32 protein-coding genes are annotated in these 25,983 nt (G+C 49.7%); 24 read left to right on the plus strand and 8 right to left on the minus strand.

The window, feature by feature from the left end; all coding sequences use genetic code 11:
• Positions 1-5: 5 nt before the first annotated feature.
• The 6 genes from D3D03_RS03910 to D3D03_RS03935 are packed head-to-tail and all read left to right on the plus strand — an operon-like array spanning position 6 to position 5,068.
• Positions 6-1,136: a M20/M25/M40 family metallo-hydrolase gene (locus tag D3D03_RS03910; protein WP_119922833.1), complete on the plus strand. Its 1,131-nt coding sequence runs from the start codon at positions 6-8 to the stop codon at positions 1,134-1,136.
• 12 nt (positions 1,137-1,148) lie between these two features.
• Positions 1,149-1,985, plus strand: a complete 837-nt coding sequence (locus D3D03_RS03915) for a YitT family protein (RefSeq protein WP_119922834.1) — start codon at positions 1,149-1,151, stop codon at positions 1,983-1,985.
• A gap of 15 nt (positions 1,986-2,000) precedes the next feature.
• Entirely contained in the window at positions 2,001-3,170 is a 1,170-nt protein-coding gene (locus D3D03_RS03920) for a hypothetical protein (RefSeq protein ID WP_119922835.1), read from the plus strand.
• 14 nt (positions 3,171-3,184) lie between these two features.
• Complete coding sequence (locus tag D3D03_RS03925; protein WP_026833087.1) at positions 3,185-3,937, plus strand: VLRF1 family aeRF1-type release factor; 753 nt, start codon at positions 3,185-3,187, stop codon at positions 3,935-3,937.
• 51 nt (positions 3,938-3,988) lie between these two features.
• Positions 3,989-4,576 carry a GNAT family N-acetyltransferase gene (locus D3D03_RS03930; protein WP_119922836.1) on the plus strand — a complete coding sequence of 196 codons (588 nt, stop codon included), beginning with the start codon at positions 3,989-3,991 and terminating at the stop codon, positions 4,574-4,576.
• Positions 4,577-4,594: 18 nt separating this feature from the next.
• Complete coding sequence (locus tag D3D03_RS03935) at positions 4,595-5,068, plus strand: GNAT family N-acetyltransferase (protein ID WP_119922837.1); 474 nt, start codon at positions 4,595-4,597, stop codon at positions 5,066-5,068.
• A gap of 52 nt (positions 5,069-5,120) precedes the next feature.
• Here D3D03_RS03935 and D3D03_RS03940 read toward each other — a convergent pair whose 3' ends face one another.
• A complete protein-coding gene (locus D3D03_RS03940) occupies positions 5,121-6,173 on the minus strand; it encodes a C45 family autoproteolytic acyltransferase/hydrolase (RefSeq protein WP_119922838.1) in 1,053 nt (350 codons plus the stop codon).
• A 171-nt stretch (positions 6,174-6,344) separates the two neighbouring features.
• Here D3D03_RS03940 and D3D03_RS03945 point away from each other — a divergent pair, with 171 nt between their 5' ends.
• On the plus strand, positions 6,345-8,051 hold the full coding sequence (locus tag D3D03_RS03945; RefSeq protein ID WP_119922839.1) for a methyl-accepting chemotaxis protein: 1,707 nt from the start codon (positions 6,345-6,347) through the stop codon (positions 8,049-8,051).
• A gap of 108 nt (positions 8,052-8,159) precedes the next feature.
• Positions 8,160-8,597, plus strand: coding sequence for a hypothetical protein (locus D3D03_RS03950; protein WP_119922840.1), 438 nt, complete (start codon positions 8,160-8,162; stop codon positions 8,595-8,597).
• Positions 8,598-8,651: 54 nt separating this feature from the next.
• On the opposite strand, the gene D3D03_RS03955 is transcribed toward D3D03_RS03950, so the two are convergent.
• A complete protein-coding gene (locus D3D03_RS03955; protein WP_026833079.1) occupies positions 8,652-9,410 on the minus strand; it encodes a bacteriorhodopsin-like in 759 nt (252 codons plus the stop codon).
• Positions 9,411-9,585: 175 nt separating this feature from the next.
• On the opposite strand from D3D03_RS03955, the gene D3D03_RS03960 reads away from it, so the two are divergent.
• A complete protein-coding gene (locus tag D3D03_RS03960) occupies positions 9,586-10,161 on the plus strand; it encodes a GNAT family N-acetyltransferase (RefSeq protein WP_119922841.1) in 576 nt (191 codons plus the stop codon).
• Positions 10,151-10,408, plus strand: coding sequence for a hypothetical protein (locus D3D03_RS03965; RefSeq protein ID WP_119922842.1), 258 nt, complete (start codon positions 10,151-10,153; stop codon positions 10,406-10,408). Before D3D03_RS03960 ends, D3D03_RS03965 begins: the two co-directional genes overlap by 11 nt.
• Before the next feature lie 113 nt (positions 10,409-10,521).
• On the opposite strand, the gene D3D03_RS03970 is transcribed toward D3D03_RS03965, so the two are convergent.
• Positions 10,522-11,784, minus strand: a complete 1,263-nt coding sequence (locus D3D03_RS03970; RefSeq protein ID WP_119922843.1) for an NAD(P)-binding domain-containing protein — start codon at positions 11,782-11,784, stop codon at positions 10,522-10,524.
• 33 nt (positions 11,785-11,817) lie between these two features.
• Entirely contained in the window at positions 11,818-12,264 is a 447-nt protein-coding gene (locus D3D03_RS03975) for a MarR family winged helix-turn-helix transcriptional regulator (RefSeq protein ID WP_026833076.1), read from the minus strand.
• A gap of 111 nt (positions 12,265-12,375) precedes the next feature.
• Between D3D03_RS03975 and D3D03_RS03980 the strand changes: the two genes are divergently transcribed.
• The 11 genes from D3D03_RS03980 to D3D03_RS04030 all read left to right on the plus strand — a co-directional run bounded on the left by D3D03_RS03980 (position 12,376) and on the right by D3D03_RS04030 (position 21,907).
• A complete protein-coding gene (locus D3D03_RS03980; RefSeq protein WP_119922844.1) occupies positions 12,376-12,858 on the plus strand; it encodes a GNAT family N-acetyltransferase in 483 nt (160 codons plus the stop codon).
• A 63-nt stretch (positions 12,859-12,921) separates the two neighbouring features.
• Positions 12,922-13,344, plus strand: a complete 423-nt coding sequence (gene arsC / locus D3D03_RS03985) for an arsenate reductase (thioredoxin) (protein WP_119922845.1) — start codon at positions 12,922-12,924, stop codon at positions 13,342-13,344.
• A 20-nt stretch (positions 13,345-13,364) separates the two neighbouring features.
• On the plus strand, positions 13,365-13,679 hold the full coding sequence (locus D3D03_RS03990; protein WP_026833073.1) for an ArsR/SmtB family transcription factor: 315 nt from the start codon (positions 13,365-13,367) through the stop codon (positions 13,677-13,679).
• 106 nt (positions 13,680-13,785) lie between these two features.
• The gene (arsD, locus tag D3D03_RS03995) at positions 13,786-14,145 is read left to right on the plus strand and encodes an arsenite efflux transporter metallochaperone ArsD (RefSeq protein WP_026833072.1); all 360 of its coding nucleotides are present in this window, start codon (positions 13,786-13,788) and stop codon (positions 14,143-14,145) included.
• 13 nt (positions 14,146-14,158) lie between these two features.
• Positions 14,159-15,916, plus strand: coding sequence for an arsenical pump-driving ATPase (gene arsA / locus D3D03_RS04000; RefSeq protein WP_119922846.1), 1,758 nt, complete (start codon positions 14,159-14,161; stop codon positions 15,914-15,916).
• A 5-nt stretch (positions 15,917-15,921) separates the two neighbouring features.
• Positions 15,922-16,200, plus strand: a complete 279-nt coding sequence (locus tag D3D03_RS04005) for a hypothetical protein (RefSeq protein WP_026833070.1) — start codon at positions 15,922-15,924, stop codon at positions 16,198-16,200.
• 31 nt (positions 16,201-16,231) lie between these two features.
• Positions 16,232-17,536, plus strand: coding sequence for an arsenic transporter (locus D3D03_RS04010; protein ID WP_026833069.1), 1,305 nt, complete (start codon positions 16,232-16,234; stop codon positions 17,534-17,536).
• 19 nt (positions 17,537-17,555) lie between these two features.
• A complete protein-coding gene (locus D3D03_RS04015; protein ID WP_119922847.1) occupies positions 17,556-19,217 on the plus strand; it encodes an FAD-dependent oxidoreductase in 1,662 nt (553 codons plus the stop codon).
• A gap of 195 nt (positions 19,218-19,412) precedes the next feature.
• Positions 19,413-20,876: a SulP family inorganic anion transporter gene (locus D3D03_RS04020; RefSeq protein ID WP_119922848.1), complete on the plus strand. Its 1,464-nt coding sequence runs from the start codon at positions 19,413-19,415 to the stop codon at positions 20,874-20,876.
• Between the two features lie 17 nt (positions 20,877-20,893).
• Positions 20,894-21,313: a universal stress protein gene (locus D3D03_RS04025; protein WP_119922849.1), complete on the plus strand. Its 420-nt coding sequence runs from the start codon at positions 20,894-20,896 to the stop codon at positions 21,311-21,313.
• A 72-nt stretch (positions 21,314-21,385) separates the two neighbouring features.
• On the plus strand, positions 21,386-21,907 hold the full coding sequence (locus D3D03_RS04030; RefSeq protein WP_051524841.1) for a YusW family protein: 522 nt from the start codon (positions 21,386-21,388) through the stop codon (positions 21,905-21,907).
• Positions 21,908-21,933: 26 nt separating this feature from the next.
• Here D3D03_RS04030 and D3D03_RS04035 read toward each other — a convergent pair whose 3' ends face one another.
• Positions 21,934-22,470 carry a GNAT family N-acetyltransferase gene (locus tag D3D03_RS04035; protein ID WP_119922850.1) on the minus strand — a complete coding sequence of 179 codons (537 nt, stop codon included), beginning with the start codon at positions 22,468-22,470 and terminating at the stop codon, positions 21,934-21,936.
• Positions 22,471-22,553: 83 nt separating this feature from the next.
• Between D3D03_RS04035 and D3D03_RS04040 the strand changes: the two genes are divergently transcribed.
• Positions 22,554-22,970, plus strand: a complete 417-nt coding sequence (locus D3D03_RS04040; protein WP_119922851.1) for a GNAT family N-acetyltransferase — start codon at positions 22,554-22,556, stop codon at positions 22,968-22,970.
• A 6-nt stretch (positions 22,971-22,976) separates the two neighbouring features.
• On the opposite strand, the gene D3D03_RS04045 is transcribed toward D3D03_RS04040, so the two are convergent.
• The 3 genes from D3D03_RS04045 to D3D03_RS04055 all read right to left on the minus strand — a co-directional run bounded on the left by D3D03_RS04045 (position 22,977) and on the right by D3D03_RS04055 (position 24,401).
• The gene (locus tag D3D03_RS04045) at positions 22,977-23,453 is read right to left on the minus strand and encodes a DUF2178 domain-containing protein (RefSeq protein WP_119922852.1); all 477 of its coding nucleotides are present in this window, start codon (positions 23,451-23,453) and stop codon (positions 22,977-22,979) included.
• A complete protein-coding gene (locus tag D3D03_RS04050; RefSeq protein ID WP_026833061.1) occupies positions 23,450-23,659 on the minus strand; it encodes a helix-turn-helix transcriptional regulator in 210 nt (69 codons plus the stop codon). Before D3D03_RS04050 ends, D3D03_RS04045 begins: the two co-directional genes overlap by 4 nt.
• A 133-nt stretch (positions 23,660-23,792) precedes the next feature.
• The gene (locus tag D3D03_RS04055; RefSeq protein ID WP_119922853.1) at positions 23,793-24,401 is read right to left on the minus strand and encodes a Pr6Pr family membrane protein; all 609 of its coding nucleotides are present in this window, start codon (positions 24,399-24,401) and stop codon (positions 23,793-23,795) included.
• Positions 24,402-24,604: 203 nt separating this feature from the next.
• Here D3D03_RS04055 and D3D03_RS16775 point away from each other — a divergent pair, with 203 nt between their 5' ends.
• On the plus strand, positions 24,605-24,781 hold the full coding sequence (locus D3D03_RS16775) for a hypothetical protein (protein ID WP_199699992.1): 177 nt from the start codon (positions 24,605-24,607) through the stop codon (positions 24,779-24,781).
• A gap of 123 nt (positions 24,782-24,904) precedes the next feature.
• Positions 24,905-25,978 carry a flavin monoamine oxidase family protein gene (locus D3D03_RS04060; protein ID WP_119922854.1) on the plus strand — a complete coding sequence of 358 codons (1,074 nt, stop codon included), beginning with the start codon at positions 24,905-24,907 and terminating at the stop codon, positions 25,976-25,978.
• Positions 25,979-25,983: the final 5 nt, after the last annotated feature.

Raw genomic sequence — 25,983 nt, forward strand, 5'->3', positions numbered from 1 at the left:
CTCCGATGTCAACGACACGACTGATCCAAGAATTCATGGAACTGGTTCAAATCGACTCTGTATCTTATGCGGAAGGTCCGTTTCAACAGGACTTGATCGGGCGTTTTCAGGCGCTTGGTCTGACCATCGACGAAGATGCGACGAAAGAAATGACGGGACTTGGCGCCAATAACTTCGTTGCCCGGCTTGACGGAGATACGTCGATCGAACCGGTCTTTTTCTCGTCACATATGGATACGGTGTCTCCCGGTCAAGGCATTCATCCGCTTGAACGGGACGGGCGGATTGAGTCCGACCGGACGACGATCCTTGGTGCGGACGATAAGGCTGGAATCGCTATCATGCTGGAGTTGGTCAAACGTTTAAAGGAACAGCAGATCCGGCACGGTCCGATTGAATTCATCCTGACAGCCGGAGAAGAAGTCGGGTTACTCGGTGCAAAGGCGGTCGATATGTCGTTGCTGCAGTCGAAATTTGGTTACGTCCTCGATAACGGCGGACCGGTCGGCGGCATCATCACGACGAGCCCGTCGATGTATCGCTTGGATATCCGTTTGACCGGTCGCGCTGCCCATGCCGGACTTGAGCCGGAAAAAGGGATTTCGGCGATTGAAGTCGCGGCCCAAGCAATCAGCCGGATGAGACTGGGGCGCATCGATCACGAAACGACGGCGAACATCGGTCAGGTGAAGGGGGGGACGGCGATGAATGTCGTCATGGAACACCTCGAGCTCGTCGCGGAAGTCCGCTCGTTTGATCATCAAAAGTGTCTCGATCAGGTCGAAGCAATCGAAACGATTTTAAACGAGGAGGTGACACGATTCGGCGCTAAACTCGACTTCAAGGCGACACCACTTATCACCGGTTATCATTTCGAAGACGACCATCCGTTGCTCGCACATGCGAAACACTGTCTGGAAACCATCGGTCGTCCTGCCCGCTTTGAACGGAGTGGTGGTGGCACGGATGCCAACGTTTTTAATGAACAAGGCAAAGTCGTCGTCAATGTGTCGATCGGTTATGAAGAGATTCATACGGTCGAAGAATATATTCCAATCACCGAGTTCGAACAAGCCGTCGTTTTTGCCTTGGAACTGGTCCGGCAGATGCCGTCCTTCCCAGATCCTTCAGCGTAAGGGGGCCGGGTGATGAAACTGTTTCGTGAAACCGTTTTTATTATCCTGGCCATTTTTGTCCTCGCTGCCGGCATCAATCTCTTTTTAGGACCACATCATGTCGCAGCGGGTGGAGTCACCGGGATCGGGATTCTGCTGGAGGAAGTGTTGGGCATTGACCGTTCGATTGTCGTCTTGGTTCTCAATCTGTTGATGTTATTGTTTGCCTTCGTGTTTTTAGGCAAAGAAGTCTTCTTAAAGTCCGTTCTCGGCAGTCTGATGTTGCCTCTTGCACTAGGAATCATTCCGGAAACGATGATTGTCTCCGACCGCTTCTTCTCGGTCGCCTTTGGCAGTGTGCTGTTTGCGATCGGTGTCGCTACGCTGTATTGGTTCGGAGCGTCAAGCGGCGGGACGACGATTCCACCGTTGATTTTTCACAAATACTTTAAGTTAAATACGTCCGTCGGCTATTTTTTGACCGATGCGACGATTGTCGTCTTTAACATTTTCGTCTTTGGTTTGGAAGAATTTTTGTTTGCGGTCGCCTCGATCGTCATCACGACGTTTGTGATGGGCTATATCGAAATCGGGCTTGAACGGAAAAAAGCGATCTTCGTCACGAGTGAGTTGCATGCGGACGAGATCCGCAATTACCTGCTGACGTCGCTTGACCGAGGGATGACCGTTTTTACCGTTGAAGGCGGCTACTCGGGAGAACAGAAAAAAATGCTGATGGTCGTCATGAAACGTTCCGAATATGCCACTGTCATCCGGGCGATTCATCAAATTGATCGCGGTTCCTTCATCATCGTTTACAATGTCGCCGACGTTCATGGTCTCGGGTTTAACTACCAACCGGTCGTTTAAAAGGGAGGAATACGTATGCAACCGATTATTGCCTTTGCGATCATCATGCTCATCTGGACGGTCAGCGATTATATCTCGAAAAAAACAAAGGCCTTATTATCTTCCTTATTTGTTGCCTCCATCATCTTCTTGATCGGATTCAAGACCAACCTGTTCCCGGAAGATCTCTTACCGACGTCCTCTTTGCTGCCACTCGGACAAACCGTCGTCGGGATGATTATCGTCCATCTCGGAACGCTCATCAGTCTCGATGAATTTAAACGGCAGTGGAAAACGTTTCTGATCGGGGTATCAGCGGTGATCGGGATCAGTGTGTTGCTCTTTACGATCGGTCGGCTGTTCCTCGATACGAACTATGTCCTCAGCGCGATTGCCGCGGTCAGCGGCGGAACGATTTCCGTCATCATCGTTCAGGAACAAGCGTTGAATGCCGGATTGATCTCGGTCGCCGTCTTTCCGGTCTTGATTGCGGCGTTGCAAGGCTTGATTGGTTTTCCGCTGACATCGGTCATCCTGCGCAAGGAAGCGTTACGGATCCGGGATGGCGTCCGGGATGGCAGCATCACGAAAAAAGCCGTCCTTGATCCGGCGGAATCAGCGGAAAAACAAACGATTTTGCCGGAGCCGTTCCAAACGACGGCCGGAACGTTGTTTGTCGTCGGTGTCGTCGTCATCGTCTCGTCGTTCCTGAGCGGCTTGACGAACGGTTGGCTCAATACGTTTGTCATCGCCTTATTACTCGGGATTGCCTTACGGGCGACCGGTGTCTTGAAACCGAATGTCTTGAACGGAATTGATGCGTACGGTTTGATGATGCTCGCGATTCTATTGATCATCTTCGGACCACTCGCAACCACATCATTTGCGGATCTCGTCGAACTGTTTGTGCCACTGTTGATCGCCTTCATCTTGGGTGTACTCGGGATCGTGTTGTTCGCGATGCTTGCCGGGAAATTCCTCGGTTATTCGTACCCGATGGCGATCGCAATCGGTTTGACGTCACTATATGGTTTTCCAGGTACATTGATTCTCAGTCAAGAAGCGGCTAAAAATATCGGGGAGACGGAAGACGAGGTCCAGATCATCGAAGATGAAATTTTACCAAAGATGGTCGTTGCCGGCTTCTCGACGGTCACGATTACATCCGTTTTCATCACCGGTATATTAGCGTCATTCATTTACTAAAGGGAGGCATTATCATGGGACTTGGAGAAGATATCAAACGGCTAAAGGATTTTGACGGTTCGACGCACGTCTTGTCGGTGTATCTCAGTACGGCACCGGATAAGCGGAATCAATGGGAAACGATTTTACGGAATGAGAAAAAACGCCTCTTGACGGAGCAGGAGAATAAAAAAGATGTCGAATCGGCTTTTACGAAACTCGAACAAGCGATCAATAACGAGCGGACGAGTTTACTCCGCAGCATCGTCGCCTTTGTCTCAAGCGACGACTCGCTTCATGAAGTGTATTTTTTGCAACTCGATGTGACGGATGAAATCAGTTATCACGCAAAACCGAATCTTAATCAACTTGAAGTGCTCGATCAACAATTCCCGCGGACCGGCATTGTGCTGACGAATCTGGATTCCGCGACTGTGCTCGACGTTCGGCTCGGCGAAGTCGACGCGACACACGATTATGAACTGGATCTTGATACAGGACAGTGGCGGCGTTATCAGGGACGGAGCAGCCGCAGTGGGGCCTCCAGCAGCAGTCAGACGGATGATTTCCGGGATCGGGTCGAAAAGCAGGCGGAACGATTTTACCGGGAACTGTCGGGAGAGGTTGAAAAATTGAATCGTTCCCTCGGTTGGGAACAGATTGTCGTCATCGGGGAACGGTCGCAAGCGAACTTCCTTGAACAGGCGTTAACGACGAAACCAAAAGAAGTCATTCATAAAAATTTGTCCCAATCCAGCCAACAACAGATTCTCAAGCAGGTGTTTTAACGGTCAACGTCTAAAGTATAGCTTTAGACGTTACATAAGGAGTGAAGACAAATGTTCATGCACCACATCACGGATCAACTGAGTTTGAAGTTGATTGAGCGTCAAGATGCAGAGGCACTTTATGCGCTGGTCGACGCCAATCGGGAACATCTGCGGGAGTGGCTCGGCTGGGTCGACGGGACGACCGGACCGGATGGATATCGGGACGAGATCATTCCAGCCTGGTTGACGGCTTATGCGAAGGGCAACGGATTGACCTGCGGGATTTATTTTGAAGGCGAACTCGTCGGGACCGTCGCCTTACACGAAATCAATCAGACGTTACGCCAAACCTCCATTGGGTATTACCTGACCGGCAACGGGCGCGGCAAAGGATTGATGACGAAGGTGATTGCCTTTTTGACGGACTATTGCTTCACGGCGTTGCAGCTGAATCGTGTTGTCATCGAATGTGCGGTCGGCAACTCGCGGAGCCGAAAGATTCCCGAACGACTCGGCTATCAGCAAGAAGGCATCTTACGCGATGCGGAACAGCTGTACGGTACCTATCATGACTTGGCTGTCTATGCGATGCTCGCACGGCATTGGTCAAGCGCATTCATCGGGAACGATCTGCAGACAGACACCCGTTCGAACTGAAACAAAGGAGGATGAATGATGATCAAATTTGAAAAAATGTCGGAAGCAGCCTATGACGCGTATTTACCGGAAGCAATCGACGAATACGCAGCAGAGAAGGTCAAGGCAGGAACCTGGGCGGAGGTCGAGGCCGTTGAACGGTCGACGGCAGACTATGCCGAGTTGTTGCCGGACGGGATTCAAACGAAACAGCATTATCTGTTTTCGATCATCGAGGAGACGGAACAGACACCGGTCGGGATGATCTGGTTTCAAGCCAGTGAGGAAATACAGGGGCGGACGGCATTCATCTTTGATTTTAAAATCGAAGACGCTCATCAAGGTAAAGGGTACGGGCGGCAAGCGATTCAGATGCTCGAGCAGGTCGCACGACGGATGAACATCAAAAAAATCAAATTGCATGTCTTTGCCCATAACACCCGGGCGATTCATCTCTATGAAACAACGGGATTCGTCACGACGGATTTACATATGGAGAAGACGGTCAACTGACAAACAAACCCCTCTGCTGTTCCAATTGGACAACAGAGGGGTTTTAGCATCTTCAGCGCCAAGTCTGAAGAGTATTCGCGAACTGGATATCCGTTTCGATTTCACCGTTGATGTGCGAGAGCGTAAAGTCATTTCCAGCCAGCCAGTCCTTAAAGTCAAACTCGACCGGTTGCTGGTCGCCACCTAGAGCAAACCAGACTTTCATGTCCGACGGGAAATAGGCTGACGTATGAATCGTCCCCGCCCAGTGGCTGTAAAGATCGGAAAAGACACCTTTATCGGAATCGTTCAGCAGACGGAACGCTGATTCGGCATCTTGAATCATGTGTTGGTGCGTCTTCAGCTCCATCATCCGCCGTTTCGAGTCGTCGAGGTGGAACCGGTTTTCGTGTTGCAACAAATCAAAGTGATTCGTACAGAGATTCGTCTCCCGGACTTCGATGTCCCGTGCCGTCGCCTCGATGACGAACGACCGGTTCGACCGGTCATGGACGACGTAACTGAACGATCCCCGGTGCGGCATCTCCTTGACGAGCGAGATGGCATCATCGACGGACGTACACATCTCGAGGATGATCCGGCCGATCATGAAGCTGACGAAACCATCGCCCGGGCGGCGGCGGTTGATGAAATTATAGCCCATCGCAAGACCATGTTCGTTCATCCCGTCCATTCGTCCCGTGACGCGGGAAGCTGGACCGATGATGGCAGAACCGCCGTCGGTCGGTTGGAAGACGGAAAAGCGTCCATCGTATGTCATCGGATGATAATCGTAGTTGCGGACGAGGAAATTATCACCGGTCATGATCGAACAGCCACTTTTTGGTCCTTCGACCCGGTAATGACCAAAGTGGAGCAATGTATCGGCGAGTGATAAGTCCAGTTCATCCTGCAAGCCGAGTAACTCGTCCCAAATATGCGGGGCGTATCGCAGAAACATCTCTTTTGTTTCTGCCGGATCGACTTGAAAACGCGGAACACGGATCTTCCAGTTGTCTTCGCGGTTATGAAGCAGTTCATTTCGTTTCACGTAGCGTCCCTGTTCGCGACCAAACTCATAATGCGTTCCGCGGAACTGCGTGATTTCGTTTGAGACAGACTGCACAGCGTTCACTCCTTTGGTTTCTGTATGATTCTGATTATATCGAATCCGGCATTTTTTGTCGTAAGCGAGACCTCGACCGAACACATTAACGGAAGGGGGAGGTGTCAAAAAATCAAAAAACACTGAAATGTTCAGCCGAATTACCGATAAAGGAGGGGGAGGGATACATAGATGAAAAACGTAAGTGTACGAAAAAAGATTCAACTGTTGATTGCGACAGCCATCATTGCGATGATTCTGCTGGCCAGTGCCGGACTTTATTTCCTGAATCAGATGGCGAATGCGTCACAAACGATGTATCAGGAAAACCTGATACCAGTCCAAGAGGTAGCACAAATCCGGATTGACACTCGGGCGCTCGACTCGTTTCTGGTCGAGATGATGTTGACGAAAGATCCGGCACGTGTCGAAGATCTGCAAGCCCAGATCGATCAGCGGCAAGCACAAATCCGTTCGTCACTCAATAAGTTCGAGCGGACGGCGGTACCGACAAAACAATCGGAAGAACAAGTGGAAGCGTTAAAAGATAATGTTCTCGCGTACGACAATGGTCTGAGCACGATTCAAGACTTAGCCGTCCAAGACAACAAAGACGAAGCGTACCGCGTCTATACGGAAAGCTTGGAAAAAACGCGGGACAACGTCGCGGACTCCGCGAAAAGTCTGATGATGTCGATGACGAAGCAGGCAAAAGACCTGAATGCGTCGAACCAACACGAAAAACAAACCGCACTTTACATCATGCTTGGGATTTTCATCATTGCCCTGCTGTTGTTTGCCGGTCTCGCCATCTATATCACGCGTCTGATCACACAACCAATCCGTTCACTGCAAGGTTGGATGAAACAGTCCGGTGACGGTGATTTGACGGTCCGCGGTGATTACGTTTCAAAAGACGAACTCGGTCAATTGACGACGTCATTCAACACGATGACGGAACAGTTGCACCACGTCATCATTGAAATGACGGACACGTCAAAACATGTAGCGACGGCGTCGGACGAATTAAGTACCAATGCGGAAGCGACGACGAAAGCGACGGAAATGGTCGCCGTGACGATGGAGGAAATCGCCGGTGGCGCCGGTCAACAGTTGAACCAAGTCTCCGGTGCATCACGGACGGTGCAAGACTTAACGTCCGGTGTGAATCAAGTCGCCGGCAACGCACAACAAATGACGGATGTGACGAGTGACGCGATGGGGAAAGTCATGCACGGCGGACAAGTCGTCAGCCAACTCGGTCAGCAGATGGAACGGATCAATACCGATTTCACGGAGCTGGGGCAAGTCATCGTCGGACTCGGCAACCGGTCGCAGGAAATCGGACAGATTACCGATTCAATTACCGGGATTGCAGCGCAGACGAACCTGTTGGCGCTTAACGCTGCCATCGAAGCGGCCCGGGCCGGCGAACAAGGACGTGGATTTGCAGTCGTCGCAGCGGAAGTCAAGACGCTCGCTGAGCAATCGGCGCTTGCTGCGAAACAAATCGAAAGCTTGATTCAAGTCATCCAGCGCGAAACGGAGCAATCCGTTACGTCGATGGAGAAAGTGACGGCACAGATGACGAACGGGATTCAAGTGGCCGGAGAAGCAAGTGCTTCGTTCCAAGCAATCGAACGATCGATTGGGGATGTGACGGATCAAGTCGAAGAAGTATCCGGTGCCGTCCAAGAGATGGCTGCCGGCAGTGAACAGATTGCTGCCGTCATGCGGGAGATTCAATCGGTGACGGAAAGTACGGCTGCCGGAACGGAAAACATCTCGGCTTCGACGGAAGAACAGATGGCCTCGATGCAGGAAATCTCATCGGCGTCGCAATCACTGGCGACGATGGCGGAAGATTTGAAACGATTATCAAGTCGTTTTCAAGTATAAAGAGTGAGACAGGTATCCAAACGGATGCCTGTTTTTTTATTGGAAAAAGCAGGTATTTCGAAGGCGGAACCGTAATAGTGTAGAAAGAATGAAAAGGAGGGTACGGATATGGGACCACATGAACTCATTGAATGGATAATGCTGTCTGTAATCGTGTTGCCAATCGTTCTGCTCGGAATAAAGTTGAAGTCACGTGGACGCGCAATGATGTTCACTCTCGCGGGTCTCATCTGTGTCGCATACGGTGTCTACTTGATCGTCCATCCTTATTTCGTCGATCAGAAAGTTGCCTATAATGCGAAACAAGTCGAGTTACATCTCGAGAAAACCTATCCGGCTGAACGCTTTACGTTAACGACGGTCCCGTACTGGAAAGAAGGATACAAACACCTGAATCCGTATACCATTGACGTCGTGTTTACCAACGAAGCCGACGCCACCTACACCTATTCGGTTGAGGATAACGGAACAGTCGAATTGAGCGGATTTCCGAGCACGCCAGATGATCGGTTGGATGGGTTTAAGCACTTGGAAGAACACAAGTAATCAAATCAAAAAAAACCAGCTCCGCCTGACGGCGAAACTGGTTCAAACCTTTCGTCAAGAGGTTAACGTGTTGTCTTTTTGCGACGATAAGGACGACATCGTTTTGACGGCGAAGAAGGCAATCAAACCGAACCCGACCTTGTTCGTCAAATCGGCAAAGTTGTAAATCAATTCGCGGACGAGCTGGATTTCAACGCCCGGCGCAAACAGCGTGACGGCGTAGCCGATCGGATAGATGGCCCAACCAATCAAGATGAACAACCGCATTTTCAACAGGGCATCGCGAATCGGAGCCGGCTTGTTTTCAGCGGCTTTCGTGACGTTCGTAAACAGCAGATAGATGATATAAATCCAGGCGAGACAACCAATCAGATACGACCACAGTCCGAGTTGCGTGAACCCACCGGCGATGTTGATTGAGGATTCACCGATGTAGCCTCCGACAATCATGATGATATCGGCGATGACCAGTTTCGTTAACAAGGACCGGCCAAGCCGACCTTTCAGACCGAGCAACAACGGAAACTTGACGAGTAACAGCGGCGTCGTGACGAGCCAATCGATATAGCGGATTTCCGTTGGGAAACCATCGATTTCTGATAACAGACCGGACGTTCCGACCGCATCCTTCATGAAGTAATAATGAATGGCAGCGACAAAGGTGACGAGTGCAGCGACAGTTGCGGTGGAGCGGTATTCCGGTGCAAGCGAGTTTCGCTCGACCAAGAAATAAAGTGTCCCGGCAGCCATTCCGACGAATCCGACCCAAAACATATACTGCGTGGCAAGAACGAGTAAATTGACTTCTTCCATGATCAGTCACTCCTTCATTACACAAAACACGCGCTTCTATACATTTAGTATAGGACGACACCGGCAACAATGGAGTGCTTCAACCGTTGTGTGATGTGCGGTGACGTGTTGAAAAGACACAAGTTAGACGAAAGATTCAAACCGAAATCAAAACATCCAAACTGGAGGAATCAATATGCCTTTTCCCGCTTTAGAAACATCCCGTCTCGCACTGGTGGAAGTGACACCTGAACATGCACCGGCTCTGTTTCATATTCTCGCAAACGAAGAAGTGACCCGCTTTTACGGAATGAATCCGTTGCGTGCGCAACACGACGCCTTGAACATCATCGCGTCTTTCAAACAGACATATGACACGCAACAAGGCATTCGTTGGGGAATTATAATCCGTGACAGCGGGACGTTCATCGGAACGCTTGGTCTGAATCATTTGAGCCTGTACAGCAAAAAGGCGGAGATCGGTTTTGAACTGGATCCTGCGCACTGGCGGCGTGGTTATGCAGCAGAAGCGATTCAAGCTGTGTTGGAATATGCGTTTGAGACACTGGCATTACACCGGATGGGCGCCGTGACGTTTTTAGAAAACGAGGCATCCATTCAACTGCTGACACGACTCGGGTTCGAGAAGGAAGGGATTTTGCGCGGTTATCTTTACCAAGACGGCTCGTCGCACGACGGACGGATTTTTTCGTTGCTGCGACCAGACTGGACGATGTTGACTTCAAAAGGAGAAAAAGGACATGTTTCGTAATTCAAAAGGCAGCACCCAAGTCTGGCTCAATGATCTTGGTGTTTGTTTATTCGTCCTGATCGGTCTGACGCTTGCGACGCATCCTGTTGTCATCACGGCATCTGGACATTTGATGTACGATGAATCAATCTGGCTGAGTACAACGGAAATGAACAAATTCATCACTTTTTATTTTTCCGCGTTTTTTGCCTATTTTTTAATCGTTTACCTTGTTCATGCCAGAAAATCGAATGAAAAGAACCGTTAACGTCTTGTACATACGGTAATTTTTAAAATTTAAAAAGGGAGGTGGACAAAATCCACCTCCCTTCGATGTACCGAAATCATCTGCTGTATCCAATTGAGAATGTAAGACGGATCCTAACAACAACTGGATGATGCTTCGGTTGTAGAAATCCGACAAACACCTGTTTCCGGTAATTTCAACCGGATCTGTTTTGCGCTTATCGTATCTCCTGTTAAATGTGCGACGATTGACCGGATTTGTTCATAACCGGTCGTTAAAAGAAAGGTAGGCGCGCGTCCATAACTTTTGGAACCGATGATATAGAAGTTTTTCTCCGGTTGTCTCAATTCAGCTTCGCCGTGCGGCCGTACCGTTCCACAACTGTGCAGGTTGGGATCAATTAACGGAGCAAGCTGACGGGTGCTTTCGGTAATGAAGTCTACATCCAACCGAATTTCACGCAGGAATGTAAAGTCGGGTCGGCTTCCGGTCAAAACGATGATTTCCTGTACAGCGACCTGTCGATGATCGGCACTAATCAGTGAAATGCCCTCGTTTGTCGATACGGTTTCCGCGACTTTAAATCCGGAATGAACAGTGACGAGACCAGACCCGACAAGAGTACGTGCCGTTGATCCGAGTTGACCACGTTCGGCCAACTGATCATTCTCTTCTCCTCCAAACGCTTCGACTACGTCTGTTTTACGGATAATCCAGTGGATGTCCGTCTCAGGATAGTCTTTTTTTAATGCCACCGCACCCATTAATGCCGTCAGAGCGGAATGTCCGCTCCCGATAATCGCAAGACGTTGATTGGCGTATCGATTGGTTTCTTGTCGGAAATTCGGAATCGTATGCGTGACGCGTTCGATGAGCGAATCGTGCGGATGTCCCGCGCTATACATGGAATTGGGTTGCCCCCATACACCTGTCGCGTCTAAAACAGCAGCGGCTAAGAAACGGCGTCGCCCCGTTGGTGTTTGGACGATGACTTCGAAGGGGGACAGTTGACGATCCGTTGTCGTCATTTTATCGATGCCTTGACGCGAAATCGAGATGACTTGATGCTCTAGATACAAATTTTCTGAAATGGTCGGCAAGGCGGCGAGCGGGCGTAAATAGTACTCCAATAAATCATGACCGGTCGGAAAAGCCTCTGCTTCCGGATGCTCCCACCCGCTCTGACGTAATTGGGCAGCGGCGACAGGATCGATGTTGTATTCCCAATTTGAAAACATTTTGACATGTGACCATGTCTGGATATGCGTTCCGATATCGGGACCGGCTTCGAGAATAGAAAAAGGAAGAGCTTGCTGAGACAGGTGTGCGGCGGCAGCGAGTCCGATCGGACCGGCACCGATGATGAAAATTGGATGAGAAAACGATCGAGCGAGCATAAAATCACTCCTTTTATTTGTAGTTTACAAACTTTAAGATAACGTTTTACAGCAGGAATCACTGTTGAGCATCGCATCGTTTAACAGTTCGATGGATTGAAGAACGGTTGCTTTCTCAAACGAAGTCATCTTTTGAAAGATTTCTTCAAGGTAAGCGTTCATTTCAGTATCAATTCCGTCTGCCACCTGTTGACCGAGTGGAGTTAAAAAAAGTAGTTGAATCCTGCGGTCCTCGGAAGAAGGGGACTTTAAAACAAGCTCCCGTTTGATCAACGTCTGGATTTGCCGGCTAAAGGTTGTAATATCCATGCCTAATGAGTCTGCAATTTCCTGCATCGCTGACCCGGGGTGTTTCGAGACTTCAAACAAGATATGGCTCTGGACGAGCGAAACCTCTTGATCCAGAACGGAACAACAGTTTTTATTCAACAGTCCAAAACGACGCGTGAACGTCTGAAAAATTTCACGGGGTTCTTGCATGGGCAACTTCTCCTTTGTCTTGTGATTGATTATCTTAGTTATAATGGATTAACTTGCAATTTGCAAGTAATTGTTTTTAACTAATTAGTAATAGACGAAGGAGGTCTTATCATGATCATTCGGAAAATGAATGCAGATGATCGACGACAACTGTTCAACATTTATCTGCAAGGAGTCGAAGAAGGGAATGCCACTTTTGAAACGGATGTTGATGAAGGGAAGTGGTGGCGGCAGATGAAAGAAGCAGATGTGTTCGTGATTGAGGAACATACGGTCGTCGTGGGTTGGGTCAAGATGATGCTCGTTTCAGCAAGACCCGTTTACCAGGGAGTAAGAGAGCTGAGCCTTTATGTCGACCGGGCGGAACGGGGAAAAGGATACGGCAGGCTGTTATTACAGTACATGATTCATTTTGCTGAGGAGCATGGGATTTGGACACTACAGTCACACATCTTCCCGGAAAACAAAGCCAGTCTGACCATCCAACAGCAGGCAGGATTCAGGATTGTCGGCAGACATGAAAAAATTGCGCAACATGCTGGTCAATGGCGGGATACGTTGTTGTTGGAGCGAAGAAGTCGAAAGATGGATTAAACCTATTGAATAACCCACACGTTATATAATACAATCGTTATATAAAGAGCGGAGGGACTAATCATGACACGACCAGTGATTTATTTTCTTTGTACGGGAAACTCGTGCCGGAGCCAAATCGCAGAAGGCTTCGCGAAACAGTATTTGCCGGACTGGGACGTCCATTCAGCCGGGATCGAACAACACGGCTTAAATCCAAAAGCTGTCCGGGCGATGCAGGAACAAAACATTGACATTTCCGGGCAGACGTCCGATTTGATTGATTCGGATCTCTTGAAACGGGCGACGATCGTTGTCACTTTGTGTGGTGATGCACGTGACAATTGTCCTGTTATTCCTTCACACGTCCGGCGAGAACATTGGGGATTTGATGATCCGGCACGCGCAACCGGAACGGAAACGGAACAATGGGTTGTTTTTCAACGGGTCCGCGATCAAATCGGAGAACGGATCCAGCGATTCGCTAATGAAGAGGCAAGTAACTGAACTTGAAAGGAGGAATAGCTATGATCGAGACAACGAACCGTGTTGACGAGATGAGTCAGTTCTTAAAACTGCTCAGCGATGGGACACGTCTTGAAATTTTACGGCGATTACACGTTCGGGAACATTGTGTCTGTGATTTTGTCGAGATGTTTGATATCTCACAGCCCGCCGTCAGCCGTCACCTAAAATTATTACGCCAGTCACAAATCATCCTGGAGCGGCGTGAACGGCAGTGGATTCATTTCCGGATCAATCCGGACCATCCGCAGCATGAATTGCTGTTAACGATTTTGAACGCGATGGAATTACCGGCGATTCCGGAAAAAAGTTGCTGAGTGGATCTGTTGGCAAGAAGGGACGGTTTCCCTTGCATTCCATATAACAATAAGGTTATGTTATATATAACGAATTGGTTATATAAAGATAAGGAGTTGACGAAAGATGAAGAAAATTGAGATTTACGATCCCGCGATGTGTTGTCCGACCGGTTTATGTGGACCGTCGATTGATCCGGAACTGACCCGGATGGCGACGGTCGTCCATGCTTTGAAACAGCAGGGTTATCCGATCGAGCGCTTTAATTTGGCGAACGAGCCGGCTGCATTCGTCGAAAATCAATTGATTAAGCAAGCGATCACGGACAGTGTCGACACTCTGCCGATCACTCTCGTCGATGGGGCGATTGTCCGTCGTAACGGTTACTTGTCAAATGCGGAACTTGCGGAGCTGACAGGTGTAGAAGAAAAAAGTTTCGCAGTCGTTAATGGTCAAAAACCGAAAATTCGCCTAACGCTAAAGTAAGGACGTGACGAAGATGGAACCGTTAACCTTGAATGGACTAAAATTGACCCGTTACTTATTTTTGACCGGAAAAGGCGGTGTCGGTAAGACGTCGACGGCATCACTCCTCGCGATTGAACTGGCAGACAGCGGAAAACGTGTTTTGCTTGTCTCGACGGATCCGGCCAGTAATCTGCAAGATGTCTTTAAGATGGACCTGACGGAAGAACCGACTGCCGTTCCCGGTGTCGAGCGCCTGTTCGTCGCAAACTTTGATCCGGAACAAGCAGCGGCGGATTATATGGAAGCAGTCGTCGGACCGTACCGGGGCATATTGCCGGATGCGGCCGTCCGATCGATGGAAGAACAATTGTCCGGAGCTTGTACCGTCGAAATTGCCGCCTTTGATCAATTTACCGGATTATTGGCAGCACCGGACGCCAAACAGACGTACGATCACATCATTTTTGATACGGCACCGACAGGGCACACGTTACGGTTGCTCAGTCTGCCGAATGCCTGGAACGTCTATCTCGATGAGAACACGACCGGCACGTCCTGCCTTGGTCCGTTAGCAGGATTGACGGAGAAAAAGTCACAGTACGAACAAGCGACGGAGCTGTTGGCGAATCCAGCGGAGACGACCTTAATCTTGGTCGCCCGGGCGGAATCCTCGACATTGACGGAAGCAGCCCACGCCTATCAGGAACTGCACGCACTCGGGATTCGAAATGCCCGTTTGGTCATCAACGGCATGCTGCCGGTGACAGCGAGTCAGGATACGTATTATCAAGCTTTCCTGCATCGTCAGCAGGCTGCGCTTTCGACGTTACCGGATGTTTTTTTACGAGAAGTCCCGTTGTTCAGTTTGCCTTACGCCCCAACGAGTTTAATCGGCGTCGCGCAACTCCGCGATTGGTTGACAGAAACGGAACACCCGGAAATGTTGATGGAACGCGAGCAACAAAACGTTCCGCCGTTGTCACGTCTGGTTGATCAATTGGATGCAGCAGGACCGGGTGTCGTCATGACGATGGGGAAAGGCGGGGTCGGGAAAACGACGATGGCGTCGATGATTGCGATTGCTTTGACAGAACGTGGACACGATGTCGTTTTGACGACGACGGACCCGGCAGCGCACCTCGAACTGACGATTGAGACGAACGAAAATCCTCATCTTGAAATCAGCCGGATTGATCCGAAGATTGAAATTGACCGTTATACGGCGCAGGTTTATGCAGCAGCGGGTGAATTGACGGATGAAGCCCATGCCTTGCTCGCAGAGGATTTAAAATCGCCGTGTACCGAAGAAATCGCCGTCTTCCGCGCCTTTGCCGATACCGTCGCCCGGGCAAACGACCGATACGTCGTCATCGATACGGCACCGACGGGACATACGTTACTGTTACTTGACGCGACGGAAAGTTATCATCAGGAAATGGAGCGAGCGACCGGAGATGTACCGGAGGCAGTCAAGACGTTATTACCACAACTGCGTGACGCCAGCCGGACGCATGTCATCATCACGACACTCGCGGAAGCAACACCGGTCTTTGAAGCCGGACGCCTGCATGAAGATTTGCGTCGTGCCGGGATTGAACCAATGGCTTGGATTGTCAATCAATCGTTTGCCGCGACAGCGACACGTGATCCGATTCTTGGTCACAAAGCAGAAGTGGAACGCATCTGGTTGGAAGAGGTCGACCGGTTGAGCCGGCAGATGGCCGTCGTCGCCTGGCAGACCGAACCGGTTTCCGGATATCATCACCTACTCGCACTTTCGAAAGGATGAATTTTATGCAAATCACACCTGAAGCAGTCACGTACCTGAAAGAACAAGTGGAACACGAACAAGCACCCGGCATCCGCCTCTATCAAGCCGGACAAGGCTGTTGCGGACCGAGTTTCGGACTCGGATTCGGGGCCGGCGAAACCGGTGATCAAGTCAAAGACTTTGATGGATTGGCGCTGGCGATCGACGGAAATTTAGCGGATGTCAGTCATGACATCACGCTCGCACTGGAAGAGACGGATCAAGGTCCGCAAATCGTCCTCCTCGGTGCATCCAACTGTTAAACAGTAAATCGAAATTTAATACAGAAATGAAGTGAACGCATTGACCGGCACACATCTACTTGCGATCGGGATTTTCCTGATCACGTTATTTTTAATCATTAAACAACCAAAAGGTCTCGGCATCGGCTACTCCGCCATGGGGATGGCATTGATTGCCTTACTGACCGGCGTTGTGAATCTCGATGATGTCTCGACTGTCTGGGGCATCATCTGGAACGCGACGTTTACCTTCATCGCCCTGATCATCATCTCATTGATTTTAGATGAAATCGGCTTCTTCGAATGGGCGGCGCTTCACATGGCTCGCATCGCAAAAGGCGGCGGTGTCAAACTGTTTGTGTATCTGACACTGCTTGGTGCCATCGTCGCAGCCTTGTTTGCGAATGACGGCGCAGCGTTGATTTTGACGCCAATCGTTCTCGCAATCGTCCGCTACTTAAAACTACCGGACTATGTCGTCTTGGCGTACGTCTTTGCTTCCGGCTTCATTGCCGATACGGCGAGTCTGCCGTTCGTCGTCTCGAACCTCGTCAATATCGTCTCGGCCGACTTCTTTGACATCGGGTTTACGGAATATGCCTCGCGGATGGTGTTCGTCAACGTCTTTTCCGTTATCGGCAGTCTGCTTGTGTTGTATCTGTACTTCCGGAAAAGTATTCCGAAGACGTATGATGTGACGCAACTCGTCGCGCCACATACAGCAATCAAGGATCAGCGGATGTTCAAGTTATCGTGGTTCGTGCTTGTGTTGCTTGTCGTCGGTTACTTCACGAGTGACCTCATCGGGATTCCGGTCAGTTTGGTTGCCGGTGTCATCGCCTTGTTCTTCCTGTTGATGGCACGTCGTTCACCAAGCGTACCGACGAAAAAAGTCATCGCCGGCGCACCATGGGCAATCGTCTTCTTCTCGCTCGGAATGTACATCGTCGTTTATGGTCTGCAAAATGCCGGATTGACGCAAGTTCTCGCGGATGTCATTGACGGTTTTGCAACGAATTTGGCCGCGGCGACGTTCGGCATGGGCTTCCTCGCCGCCATTCTGTCATCGGTCATGAATAATATGCCGACCGTGATGATTGATGCGCTGGCGATTGATCTCAGCCAAGCGACCGGAACGATCCGGGAAGCCTTGATTTATGCCAACGTCATCGGGTCCGATCTTGGACCAAAGATTACACCAATCGGCAGTTTGGCGACCTTGCTCTGGTTACACGTTCTCCGGACAAAAGGTGTCAAAATCGGCTGGGGACAATACTTTAAGATTGGAACGATTTTAACGATTCCGACGCTGACCATTACGTTACTCGGGTTATACATCAGCTTGTTACTTTATTGATTTTTAGGAGGAAATGCACATGAAATTATTGATCATCGGATCAGTCGCCGCCGGAACATCGGTCGGTGCAAAAGCACGTCGGAACAGTGAAGATTTACAGATTACGATTTATGACCGCGATCAGGACATCTCCTATTCCGGTTGCGGGATTCCGTACTTCGTCGGCGGTGAGATTGCCGACATCGATGAGTTGACACCGCGCGATGCCGCATTCTTCAAAAAACGGTATAACATCGACATCCACACAAGACACGAAGTCGAATCGATTGATCACGCAACAAAAACGGCGACGATCGTTAATCTGGCGACCGGTGAGCGGTTGACGGATACGTACGATACGCTGGTGCTTGCGACCGGTGCGTCAAGCATCGTTCCGCCCTTACCGGGTGTTGATCACGACAACGTCTTTACGGTGCGGAATGTCCGGAATGCCGATGCGATCCGTTCGTACATCGACGCCCATGAGCCAAAAACGGCAACGATTGTCGGCGGCGGCTTTATCGGTCTTGAGATGGCCGAGCAGTTGACGTACCGCGGAATTCAGGTGACGCTCGTCGAACGCCTGCCGCAAGTCATGCCGCCGCTTGACCGTGATATGGCGGAACGGGTTGCTGATCATTTAAGAGATAAAGGCGTTTCACTGTTGCTCGGTGAATCGGTGACGGCATTCAACGGGACGGAACGTGTGACAGAGGTTGCCCTCGAGAGCGGCAAGTCGATTGAGACGGACCTCGTCATTCTGTCAGTCGGGGTTAAACCGAATACGGAACTCGCCAAGCAGATCGGTGTTGAGCTTGGTCAGACGGGCGCAATCGCCGTCAACCGGAAGATGCAGACGAATCTGACTGATGTTTATGCCGTCGGTGACGTCGCGGAAAGTTTCTCCGTCATTACCGGAGAAGCCATTTATCGTCCGCTCGGCTCAACCGCCAACAAGATGGGACGGATTGCCGGGATGGTCATTACCGGGGAAGAAGCGGAGCATCGCGGTATTCTTGGAACCGGGATCTTCAAAGCTTTTGATCTGACGGTCGCACAGACCGGTTTGACGGAAAAAGAAGCGCGGGAAGCCGGATACGACATCGAAGTTCTTCACAATATTAAACCGGATCGCCCGGAATACATGGGTGGAAAAGAAATGGTCATCAAGGCGATTGCCGACCGGGCGACAGGACGGGTCCTTGGCGCACAAATCGTTGGTCCGCAAGGGGTCGACAAACGGATTGATGTCCTGGCGACAGCGATTACGTTTAAGGCGAAAGCGGAAGATTTGTTCCACCTCGATCTTGCCTATGCGCCGCCGTTTGCGACGACAAAGGATCCGGTGCTCTATACCGGAATGGCACTCGACAATGCGATTAAAAAAACAGCCCGTTTGATGACACCAAATGAGTTAATCGAACAAGTTGCAAACGGCAAGTCGTTCCAAATCATCGACACCCGTTCGAAAGCCCAGTTCGAAAAAAATCACGTCGACGGGGCGATTCATATCCCGCTCGGTGAACTGCGGACACGGGCGAAAGAGCTTGATCCGACGTTGCCGACAATCGTCTATTGCAACAAAGGGGTAACCGGGAACGCCGCCCAAAACGTGCTCAAAAACCTGGGTTTTACGGATGTCTGTAACTTATCCGGCGGTAATAAAAACTATCAACACTGCAAGAAATGTTTGGCGGACTGACGTAAATCAATAAGGTACGCAAAAGGAGTTCATCGATTCGGATGAACTCCTTTTGCGTATGAGCCAAAACATTTTTTAAAATAAAAAGACCAAAATTGTTCCTTTTTGAAACTAATGGTGCTAGACTGTGGATATTCAAAACAGGACAGGATGTTGAGAAAAGAATAATTCTCAACAGAAAGGTGGAAGAAACAAATGAAAATGAGTTTACGAGAACAATGGTTCTCAAATGTCAGAGGAGATATCTTAGCCGGGATTGTCGTTGCGCTTGCATTGATTCCGGAAGCGATTGCGTTCTCGATCATCGCCGGTGTCGATCCAATGGTCGGATTGTACGCCTCGTTCTGTATCGCCGTCATCATTGCCTTCGTCGGCGGACGACCGGGGATGATATCAGCAGCGACCGGAGCGATGGCACTCTTAATGGTTCCGCTCGTCAAAGAGCACGGCCTTGATTATCTGCTTGCCGCAACGATTTTAACCGGAATCATTCAAATTGTATTCGGGGTCTTGAAAGTCGCAAAAATCATGAAATTCATTCCGCGTGCCGTGATGATTGGTTTCGTCAATGCACTGGCCATTCTGATTTTCATGGCTCAAGTCCCGCATTTTATCGGGATTTCAACGATGACCTATGTGTTCGTCGCGATTACGCTTGCCATCGTCTATCTGTTGCCCCGTCTTTTTAAGACGATTCCCGCGCCACTCATTGCGATTGTCGTCCTGACGATTGCGGCGATTTACCTGAACTTTGATTTACGGACGGTCGGCGATCTGGGTGCGATTCAACGTACATTACCGTCATTTTTCTTACCGAACGTCCCGCTCAACTTCGAGACGCTTCAAATCATCTTTCCCTATTCATTGGCGCTTGCCATCGTCGGCTTGCTTGAGTCTTTGTTGACGGCAACGATCGTTGACGATATGACCGGCACGGAAAGCGAAAAAAACAGGGAAGCCCGGGGACAGGGGATTGCGAACTTCATCACCGGATTCTTCGGGGGGATGGCAGGCTGCGCCATGATCGGTCAATCGGTCATCAATGTCAAGTCAGGTGGTCGTGGACGACTATCAACCCTCGTTGCCGGATTGTTCCTGATGTTTCTGATCATCGTCCTCGGCAACTGGGTCGTTCAAATTCCGATGCCGGTTCTCGTCGGAATCATGATCATGGTCTCGATTGGAACGTTTGACTGGTCGTCGTTTACGTATATCCGAAAAGCCCCGAAAGCCGATGCATTTGTCATGCTCGCAACGGTCAGCATCGTCGTCGCGACACACGATCTCTCGATTGGTGTCATCGCCGGTGTCATCTTAAGCGCCTTGTTCTTTGTCGCGAAAGTCTCGAAGATTAACGTCAAACAACGTCTCGAGTCGGGGAAAACCGTCTATACGGTGAAAGGACCATTGTTCTTTGCATCCGTCGATCATTTCATCGCCTCGTTTGACTATGAACGGAACGGACAAGATATTCTGATTGATTTTGGATCGACCCAAATCTGGGATGATTCCGCTGTCGGTGCCATTGATAAGGTGATGATCCGTTTGCTGGCGAATCAGAACCACGTCGAGATGATTGGTTTAAATCCAGAGAGTAAGAAGTTAATCGATCGTCTGGCGATTCACAACGATCCCACGCCGAAGATTTCTACCCATTAAGGTCAGGAGTGATTGATATGTATCCACACATCTTATTAGCCGTCGACGGTTCAAAACACTCGGTCCGTGCGGCAGAAGAAGCCATCAAGATTGCCCGCCTCAGTGCGCACAGTAAAATTGAAGTGGTTTTCGTCGTCGATTTTTCGAAAGCCAAAGAGGATGTCTTACATGCGGAGGGGGCGGAGGGAATTGAAGTCACCCGGCGGAAAAAACTCGCCCCGGTCGAGGAAAGGCTCGAAGCAGCCGATATCTCCTATTACGTGACGATCTTACGCGGTGAACCGGGTCCGACGATTGTTGACCATGCGAATACAAAACAGGTCGATTTAACGATCATCGGCAGCCGGGGACTAAACGGGTTGCAAGAAATGGTGCTTGGCAGTGTCAGTCATAAGATTGCCAAACGGGTCAAAAGTCCGGTTTTGATCGTCAAGTAATGCATGAGAACACATTGGTCTGATTCATCGAGTCCTGAAGTGGGGATATTAAAAAAAGAAGGGGGTCATTAAATGAAGAAAACATATTTAGTACCGGTTCTTGGTCTTGCCTTGTTTGCGGCAGGATGCGGCAATTCAGACAACCAAGAAACGGAAAAGGTCGAGGAAACGACAACAACGGATGACAACACGATGAGTGATGATAACTCCACGAATGATGACAGTACGATGAATGATGATTCGTCAAATACACAAGATCAAGATACGGTAACGGATAATGCAGATAAAGACTACGGATTCGTCAGTTTGTCGATTGAGGCAGATGATGCGGATACGATGGATCTTGTCGACATCAGCTATGACCGGGACAATGATGGAACGGAAGCCGATTATCAAATGGACGGTGAACGTGCACAAGGGAATGATGCGATGAAGATCCTTGATCCGAAACTGGATGAACTCAACATCGATGCCAACACGTCAAACGATGATGCGATTGCTGAAATCGAGAAGGTGTTTGATATTCAGGATGCGACCCGACTCGAAGTCGAGATCGAGTTCGCTGATGGAACGGAAAAAGAATTCATGAAGTAAAAAGAGGTGCCGCGGCACCTCTTTTTTCATATCAATTGTAAGCCCATCAAGACGGTATCATAGTAGCAGCCGTCTTGAAGCAACCGGTCATGCCGCAATCGACCTTCTTCTTGAAAGCCGTGCCGTTGATACAACCGAATCGCCCCGTGATTCGTCTCGATGACGGACAGTTGGATTTTCTTGAGCTCTGAAGTCTTGACCCAATCGATTGTCTGCGTCAGCAGCTGATTGCCGATGCCTTGCCCCCAGTGATCTTTTTGAACACCAATCCCGAATTCCGCTTTATGGGCAAAACGACGTAACGAAAAACCTGTGCACCGGCTGTAGGCCACGAGTTGACAAGAGCGTTCGACGACGAGAATCCGATCGGGGACAGTGGATGAACCGGTGAGTATCGTACGAAACGCTTCTTCATCGAGGACTGCTTCGCCGGGAAAACGATCAAAGTGCTCGGTCTCGGCATCGAGCTGTACACGTAACCGTGCCAGTTCGGCTGCATCGGATACGGTGGCACAGCGTACGTGATAGGTGTCGGCATCAAACGGTCGGTGGGTCGTCTGCATGATTTTCGCTCCTTTAATATTAATGGTATCATTATGACAGGATGATACACATTTGTAAATTATTTCAAAAGGGGTTTTGATGGATGGAAATCACGATCGGCACAACGGAAGACGGACAATGGATCCGGGAACAATTGATTACATATAACCGCCAGCACGTCCCGGCAGCACTCTATACGGAATCGGAACAATATTGCTTTTTGGCATGGGACGAAGACGAGGAACTCCTTGGTGGTGTGACCGCAAGCTATGTCTGGAACCATCTGCAGGTTCAATTCCTATGGGTCGACCCGGAACAACGGGCGGAGGGTGTCGGAAAGCAGCTGATGGAACAGATCGAATCGCTTGCGGAAGAAAAATCATGCAGTAAGATTTTGCTCGATACGTTTAGTTTTCAGGCACCCGGCTTTTATGAAAAGCTTGGGTTTGAGGAATATGGTCGTCTGGCTGATCATCCGACTGCAGGGCAAACACAATACTTTTTTGTGAAGCAGTTATAAATGCAGTCACTGTTTGTAATGATAGATCCAAGCAGCCATATAGGAAAACGTTCCAAGTGAGAGGACAGTGGCAATTGCATAGAACGGGAAATTCGGTAACCACTCAGGAAAACGCGTGTACATCGAGAATGGAATCATGGATACGGTTAAGGAGGTTAACAGTGTGGTATAAGCGACGCGTGTCGCTTTACCGGTAATGACTTCCTCCCGTTCGTCTTGATCGGAGAATTCCGTCATGCCGACGGACCATTCCGAAAAAGTGCTTTCTTTATTGGTCCGATTCAAGTAGCCCATGACGGTTAAGATGACGATAATGAAAATCAAAGGCAGAACCAACGGAAGCTCAAGTGTGAGATTAAATCCAGTTCCTTGAACCGGATCGTTATCAAAAAATCGAATCTGTTCATTGATGGAGCTGATCAATGCGGCACTTAAAAAGTACATACAAATATTTAAACACGATTGAATGATGACACGTTTCATTCCGATTCCTCCTCTAAGTAAAAAATCGATTCGACGGGACGTTCGAAGACACGGGCAATTTGCATGGCGAGTAGTAACGAAGGCGTGTAACTCCCTTTCTCCAGTGAAATGATCGTTTGGCGCGTGACTCCGATCATTTGAGCAAACTGCTCCTGTGTCCATCCGTTGCTGCTGCGCAATGATTTGACCCGGTTGATCAGTTTCATTTCGGACCTCCTTCATCCATTATAAGGTAAATTGTATAGTCTGCTTTACAATTTGTAAAGTTGATTTTACATTTGGCTTGATCAAAAAAAGGGATAATCTGAAGAACGGATCATCCCTTTTATCAAATATGAATCATATTTCGTGATGACGACGATTGTTCAACCAGCGTAACAAGCTCCCAATTGTGATGAAAGTGAACATGATTATGAGACAGATGACAGTCACAATGAGCGGTCCTTGTTTTGAGACATTGAGGAAGGGATACGGATAGAAACCGGTCAAGTTCCCTCGAACCAAGCTGTAGACCAGATACAGGAGCGGAAAGAGAAGCCAGCTGACCAGTTGGTTTCGCGAAAGACGAACCGTCGATCGAACCAGCAGCCAGTCAAGTAATCCAACAAGCGGCATGACGTAATGAAGGACCGTGTTCACCCAGGGGATCGGTGTTTGTAAACTTTCTTCGAGACCCCGCAGCAATACGAAGTAAACGATGCCGGTAATGGTCATGTATAAAGCCGCAGCTCCACGGACACTGGTTGCGCGTTGAAACATCTTGTTGGAACTGGCGGTGATCAGTAAGACCAGTGCGAGAAACAAGTTACTTAAAATCGTAAAATAGCTGAAGTAGTTGACCGGATCGAAACCGGGCCGACCCGTGCTGGCATAAAACTGATAGCTGACGGCCAAAAGACCAAGCAGACCAAAACCTAATCGGACGATGCGCAGAGAAGAGGCAGACATGTCGGAACACTCCTTTTTTGACCGGATAATTATGGTGTTCGACAGCTGAGACAGAGTTCCTTGTCGAGAAGATGCTGTTACTTTTTTTAGACAATTTATCAAAAATCATCGGAACTATTCAATTATCGGAATATTCAGTCGATAAACGGGTAATCTAGACAAAACGATGATGGTTGGCTTAAAGAGAGAAAGGAGGCGCCGACATGATGCCGGAATTGTTGCCTGACGAGCGTGAATTAGAGCGAAGGATTCGAATCGTCCATACGCTGCGTAAACTCGGGAAATCCGACGTTGCCATCGCCCGATCATTATTTGTGTCCATCGAATGGGTCCAGTCGGTCTTCGATGAAGACGACTGGCAGCATGCGCAATCATCTTAAGAAGCAGGAGGCAGAGCGTCCAGGCGACGCTCTGTTTTTTTGTCCGTCGGTATCCAGGAATAGGCGGTCGGAAGGATTTTCGGTACACTGAAGGAGGAAAACACTGGAAAGAAGGGATGATCCATGCAACGAATCGCCATTATTGGTGCCGGTATCACCGGACTTTACGCCGCTTGGCGCCTGCAAGAAGCGGGATACAACGTTTCGGTCTTCGAGGCACGGGACCGGATTGGTGGACGGGTACTGACCAAAACCTTGACCGAGGCAGGAAGAGAATATGCTTTTGACGTTGGTCCGACCTGGTATTGGCCGGACTCCGAACGGCTGATGACGCAGTTGGTGGACGAACTGCGCCTCCCAACGCTTGTTCAGTCAACGGACGGGAAGATGGTGCTTGAGCGGACACCGGGTCAAATCGAGGAACACCGGTTGCCGGAGGACCAAACGGTGCGTTCCCATCGTCTCGTGACGGGGATGCAAGGTCTGACAGATGCGATTGCAAGCCGACTTGCACCGGGAACGGTTCAACTGTTGAGTCGTGTCACCACTCTGACCAAAAACGATCTGGTCGAACTGACGATCGAGCAGGATGGGACAAGTGTACGCCAACTAGTTGATCATGTTCTGGTGACAATTCCGCCACGACTTGCAGCACAGGTATCATGGCGTCCGGAACTGTCAGAACAGGTGCATCGTCAGTTTGAGGGGACACCGACCTGGATGGCCGGACAGGCTAAAATCGTCGTCGTATACAAAACACCATTTTGGAAACAGATGAACCGGTCCGGATTTGCGATCAGCTGGTCAGGGATTTTGCAGGAAATACACGATGCTTCCCCGCAAACGGGACCCGGCGCATTATTTGGTTTTTTCCGTCTGACGGCAATGGAGCGCGCAGCATTAGGAGAGCCGGAAATCAAACAACGGGTCATCGAGCAGTTGGCGGTGTTGTTCGGAGAAGCCGCCAGGCATCCGACTGCTGTGTTGTATCAGGACTGGGCCGCTGAACCGGAGACAGCAACCGTTGCGGACGCGGCACCATTGACAGATTTTCCGGCGTATCGTCCGATCCAGTTGGAAGAACCATGGCGCGACGGGGTGACGCTGCTCGGAACGGAGAGTGATCCGGCGTTCGGCGGGCATTTAGAAGGGGCGTTACAATCGGTGGAACGCTGGTTAGGAGAACAAACGACATAATTCAA

The organism is Exiguobacterium sp. RIT452, assembly GCF_003598705.1.
Lineage (GTDB): Bacteria > Bacillota > Bacilli > Exiguobacteriales > Exiguobacteriaceae > Exiguobacterium_A > Exiguobacterium_A undae.

Bases quoted from the DNA above. Each gene is read 5' to 3' on its own strand.
- D3D03_RS03910 (WP_119922833.1), top strand. From the start codon at position 6: ATGTCAACGACACGACTGATCCAAGAATTCATGGAACTGGTTCAAATC.
- D3D03_RS03915 (WP_119922834.1), top strand. From the start codon at position 1,149: ATGAAACTGTTTCGTGAAACCGTTTTTATTATCCTGGCCATTTTTGTC.
- D3D03_RS03920 (WP_119922835.1), top strand. From the start codon at position 2,001: ATGCAACCGATTATTGCCTTTGCGATCATCATGCTCATCTGGACGGTC.
- D3D03_RS03925 (WP_026833087.1), top strand. From the start codon at position 3,185: ATGGGACTTGGAGAAGATATCAAACGGCTAAAGGATTTTGACGGTTCG.
- D3D03_RS03930 (WP_119922836.1), top strand. From the start codon at position 3,989: ATGTTCATGCACCACATCACGGATCAACTGAGTTTGAAGTTGATTGAG.
- D3D03_RS03935 (WP_119922837.1), top strand. From the start codon at position 4,595: ATGATCAAATTTGAAAAAATGTCGGAAGCAGCCTATGACGCGTATTTA.
- D3D03_RS03945 (WP_119922839.1), top strand. From the start codon at position 6,345: ATGAAAAACGTAAGTGTACGAAAAAAGATTCAACTGTTGATTGCGACA.
- D3D03_RS03950 (WP_119922840.1), top strand. From the start codon at position 8,160: ATGGGACCACATGAACTCATTGAATGGATAATGCTGTCTGTAATCGTG.
- D3D03_RS03955 (WP_026833079.1), bottom strand. From the start codon at position 9,410: ATGGAAGAAGTCAATTTACTCGTTCTTGCCACGCAGTATATGTTTTGG.
- D3D03_RS03960 (WP_119922841.1), top strand. From the start codon at position 9,586: ATGCCTTTTCCCGCTTTAGAAACATCCCGTCTCGCACTGGTGGAAGTG.
- D3D03_RS03965 (WP_119922842.1), top strand. From the start codon at position 10,151: ATGTTTCGTAATTCAAAAGGCAGCACCCAAGTCTGGCTCAATGATCTT.
- D3D03_RS03970 (WP_119922843.1), bottom strand. From the start codon at position 11,784: ATGCTCGCTCGATCGTTTTCTCATCCAATTTTCATCATCGGTGCCGGT.
- D3D03_RS03975 (WP_026833076.1), bottom strand. From the start codon at position 12,264: ATGCAAGAACCCCGTGAAATTTTTCAGACGTTCACGCGTCGTTTTGGA.
- D3D03_RS03980 (WP_119922844.1), top strand. From the start codon at position 12,376: ATGATCATTCGGAAAATGAATGCAGATGATCGACGACAACTGTTCAAC.
- arsC (WP_119922845.1), top strand. From the start codon at position 12,922: ATGACACGACCAGTGATTTATTTTCTTTGTACGGGAAACTCGTGCCGG.
- D3D03_RS03990 (WP_026833073.1), top strand. From the start codon at position 13,365: ATGATCGAGACAACGAACCGTGTTGACGAGATGAGTCAGTTCTTAAAA.
- arsD (WP_026833072.1), top strand. From the start codon at position 13,786: ATGAAGAAAATTGAGATTTACGATCCCGCGATGTGTTGTCCGACCGGT.
- arsA (WP_119922846.1), top strand. From the start codon at position 14,159: ATGGAACCGTTAACCTTGAATGGACTAAAATTGACCCGTTACTTATTT.
- D3D03_RS04005 (WP_026833070.1), top strand. From the start codon at position 15,922: ATGCAAATCACACCTGAAGCAGTCACGTACCTGAAAGAACAAGTGGAA.
- D3D03_RS04015 (WP_119922847.1), top strand. From the start codon at position 17,556: ATGAAATTATTGATCATCGGATCAGTCGCCGCCGGAACATCGGTCGGT.
- D3D03_RS04020 (WP_119922848.1), top strand. From the start codon at position 19,413: ATGAAAATGAGTTTACGAGAACAATGGTTCTCAAATGTCAGAGGAGAT.
- D3D03_RS04025 (WP_119922849.1), top strand. From the start codon at position 20,894: ATGTATCCACACATCTTATTAGCCGTCGACGGTTCAAAACACTCGGTC.
- D3D03_RS04030 (WP_051524841.1), top strand. From the start codon at position 21,386: ATGAAGAAAACATATTTAGTACCGGTTCTTGGTCTTGCCTTGTTTGCG.
- D3D03_RS04035 (WP_119922850.1), bottom strand. From the start codon at position 22,470: ATGCAGACGACCCACCGACCGTTTGATGCCGACACCTATCACGTACGC.
- D3D03_RS04040 (WP_119922851.1), top strand. From the start codon at position 22,554: ATGGAAATCACGATCGGCACAACGGAAGACGGACAATGGATCCGGGAA.
- D3D03_RS04045 (WP_119922852.1), bottom strand. From the start codon at position 23,453: ATGAAACGTGTCATCATTCAATCGTGTTTAAATATTTGTATGTACTTT.
- D3D03_RS04050 (WP_026833061.1), bottom strand. From the start codon at position 23,659: ATGAAACTGATCAACCGGGTCAAATCATTGCGCAGCAGCAACGGATGG.
- D3D03_RS04055 (WP_119922853.1), bottom strand. From the start codon at position 24,401: ATGTCTGCCTCTTCTCTGCGCATCGTCCGATTAGGTTTTGGTCTGCTT.
- D3D03_RS16775 (WP_199699992.1), top strand. From the start codon at position 24,605: ATGATGCCGGAATTGTTGCCTGACGAGCGTGAATTAGAGCGAAGGATT.
- D3D03_RS04060 (WP_119922854.1), top strand. From the start codon at position 24,905: ATGCAACGAATCGCCATTATTGGTGCCGGTATCACCGGACTTTACGCC.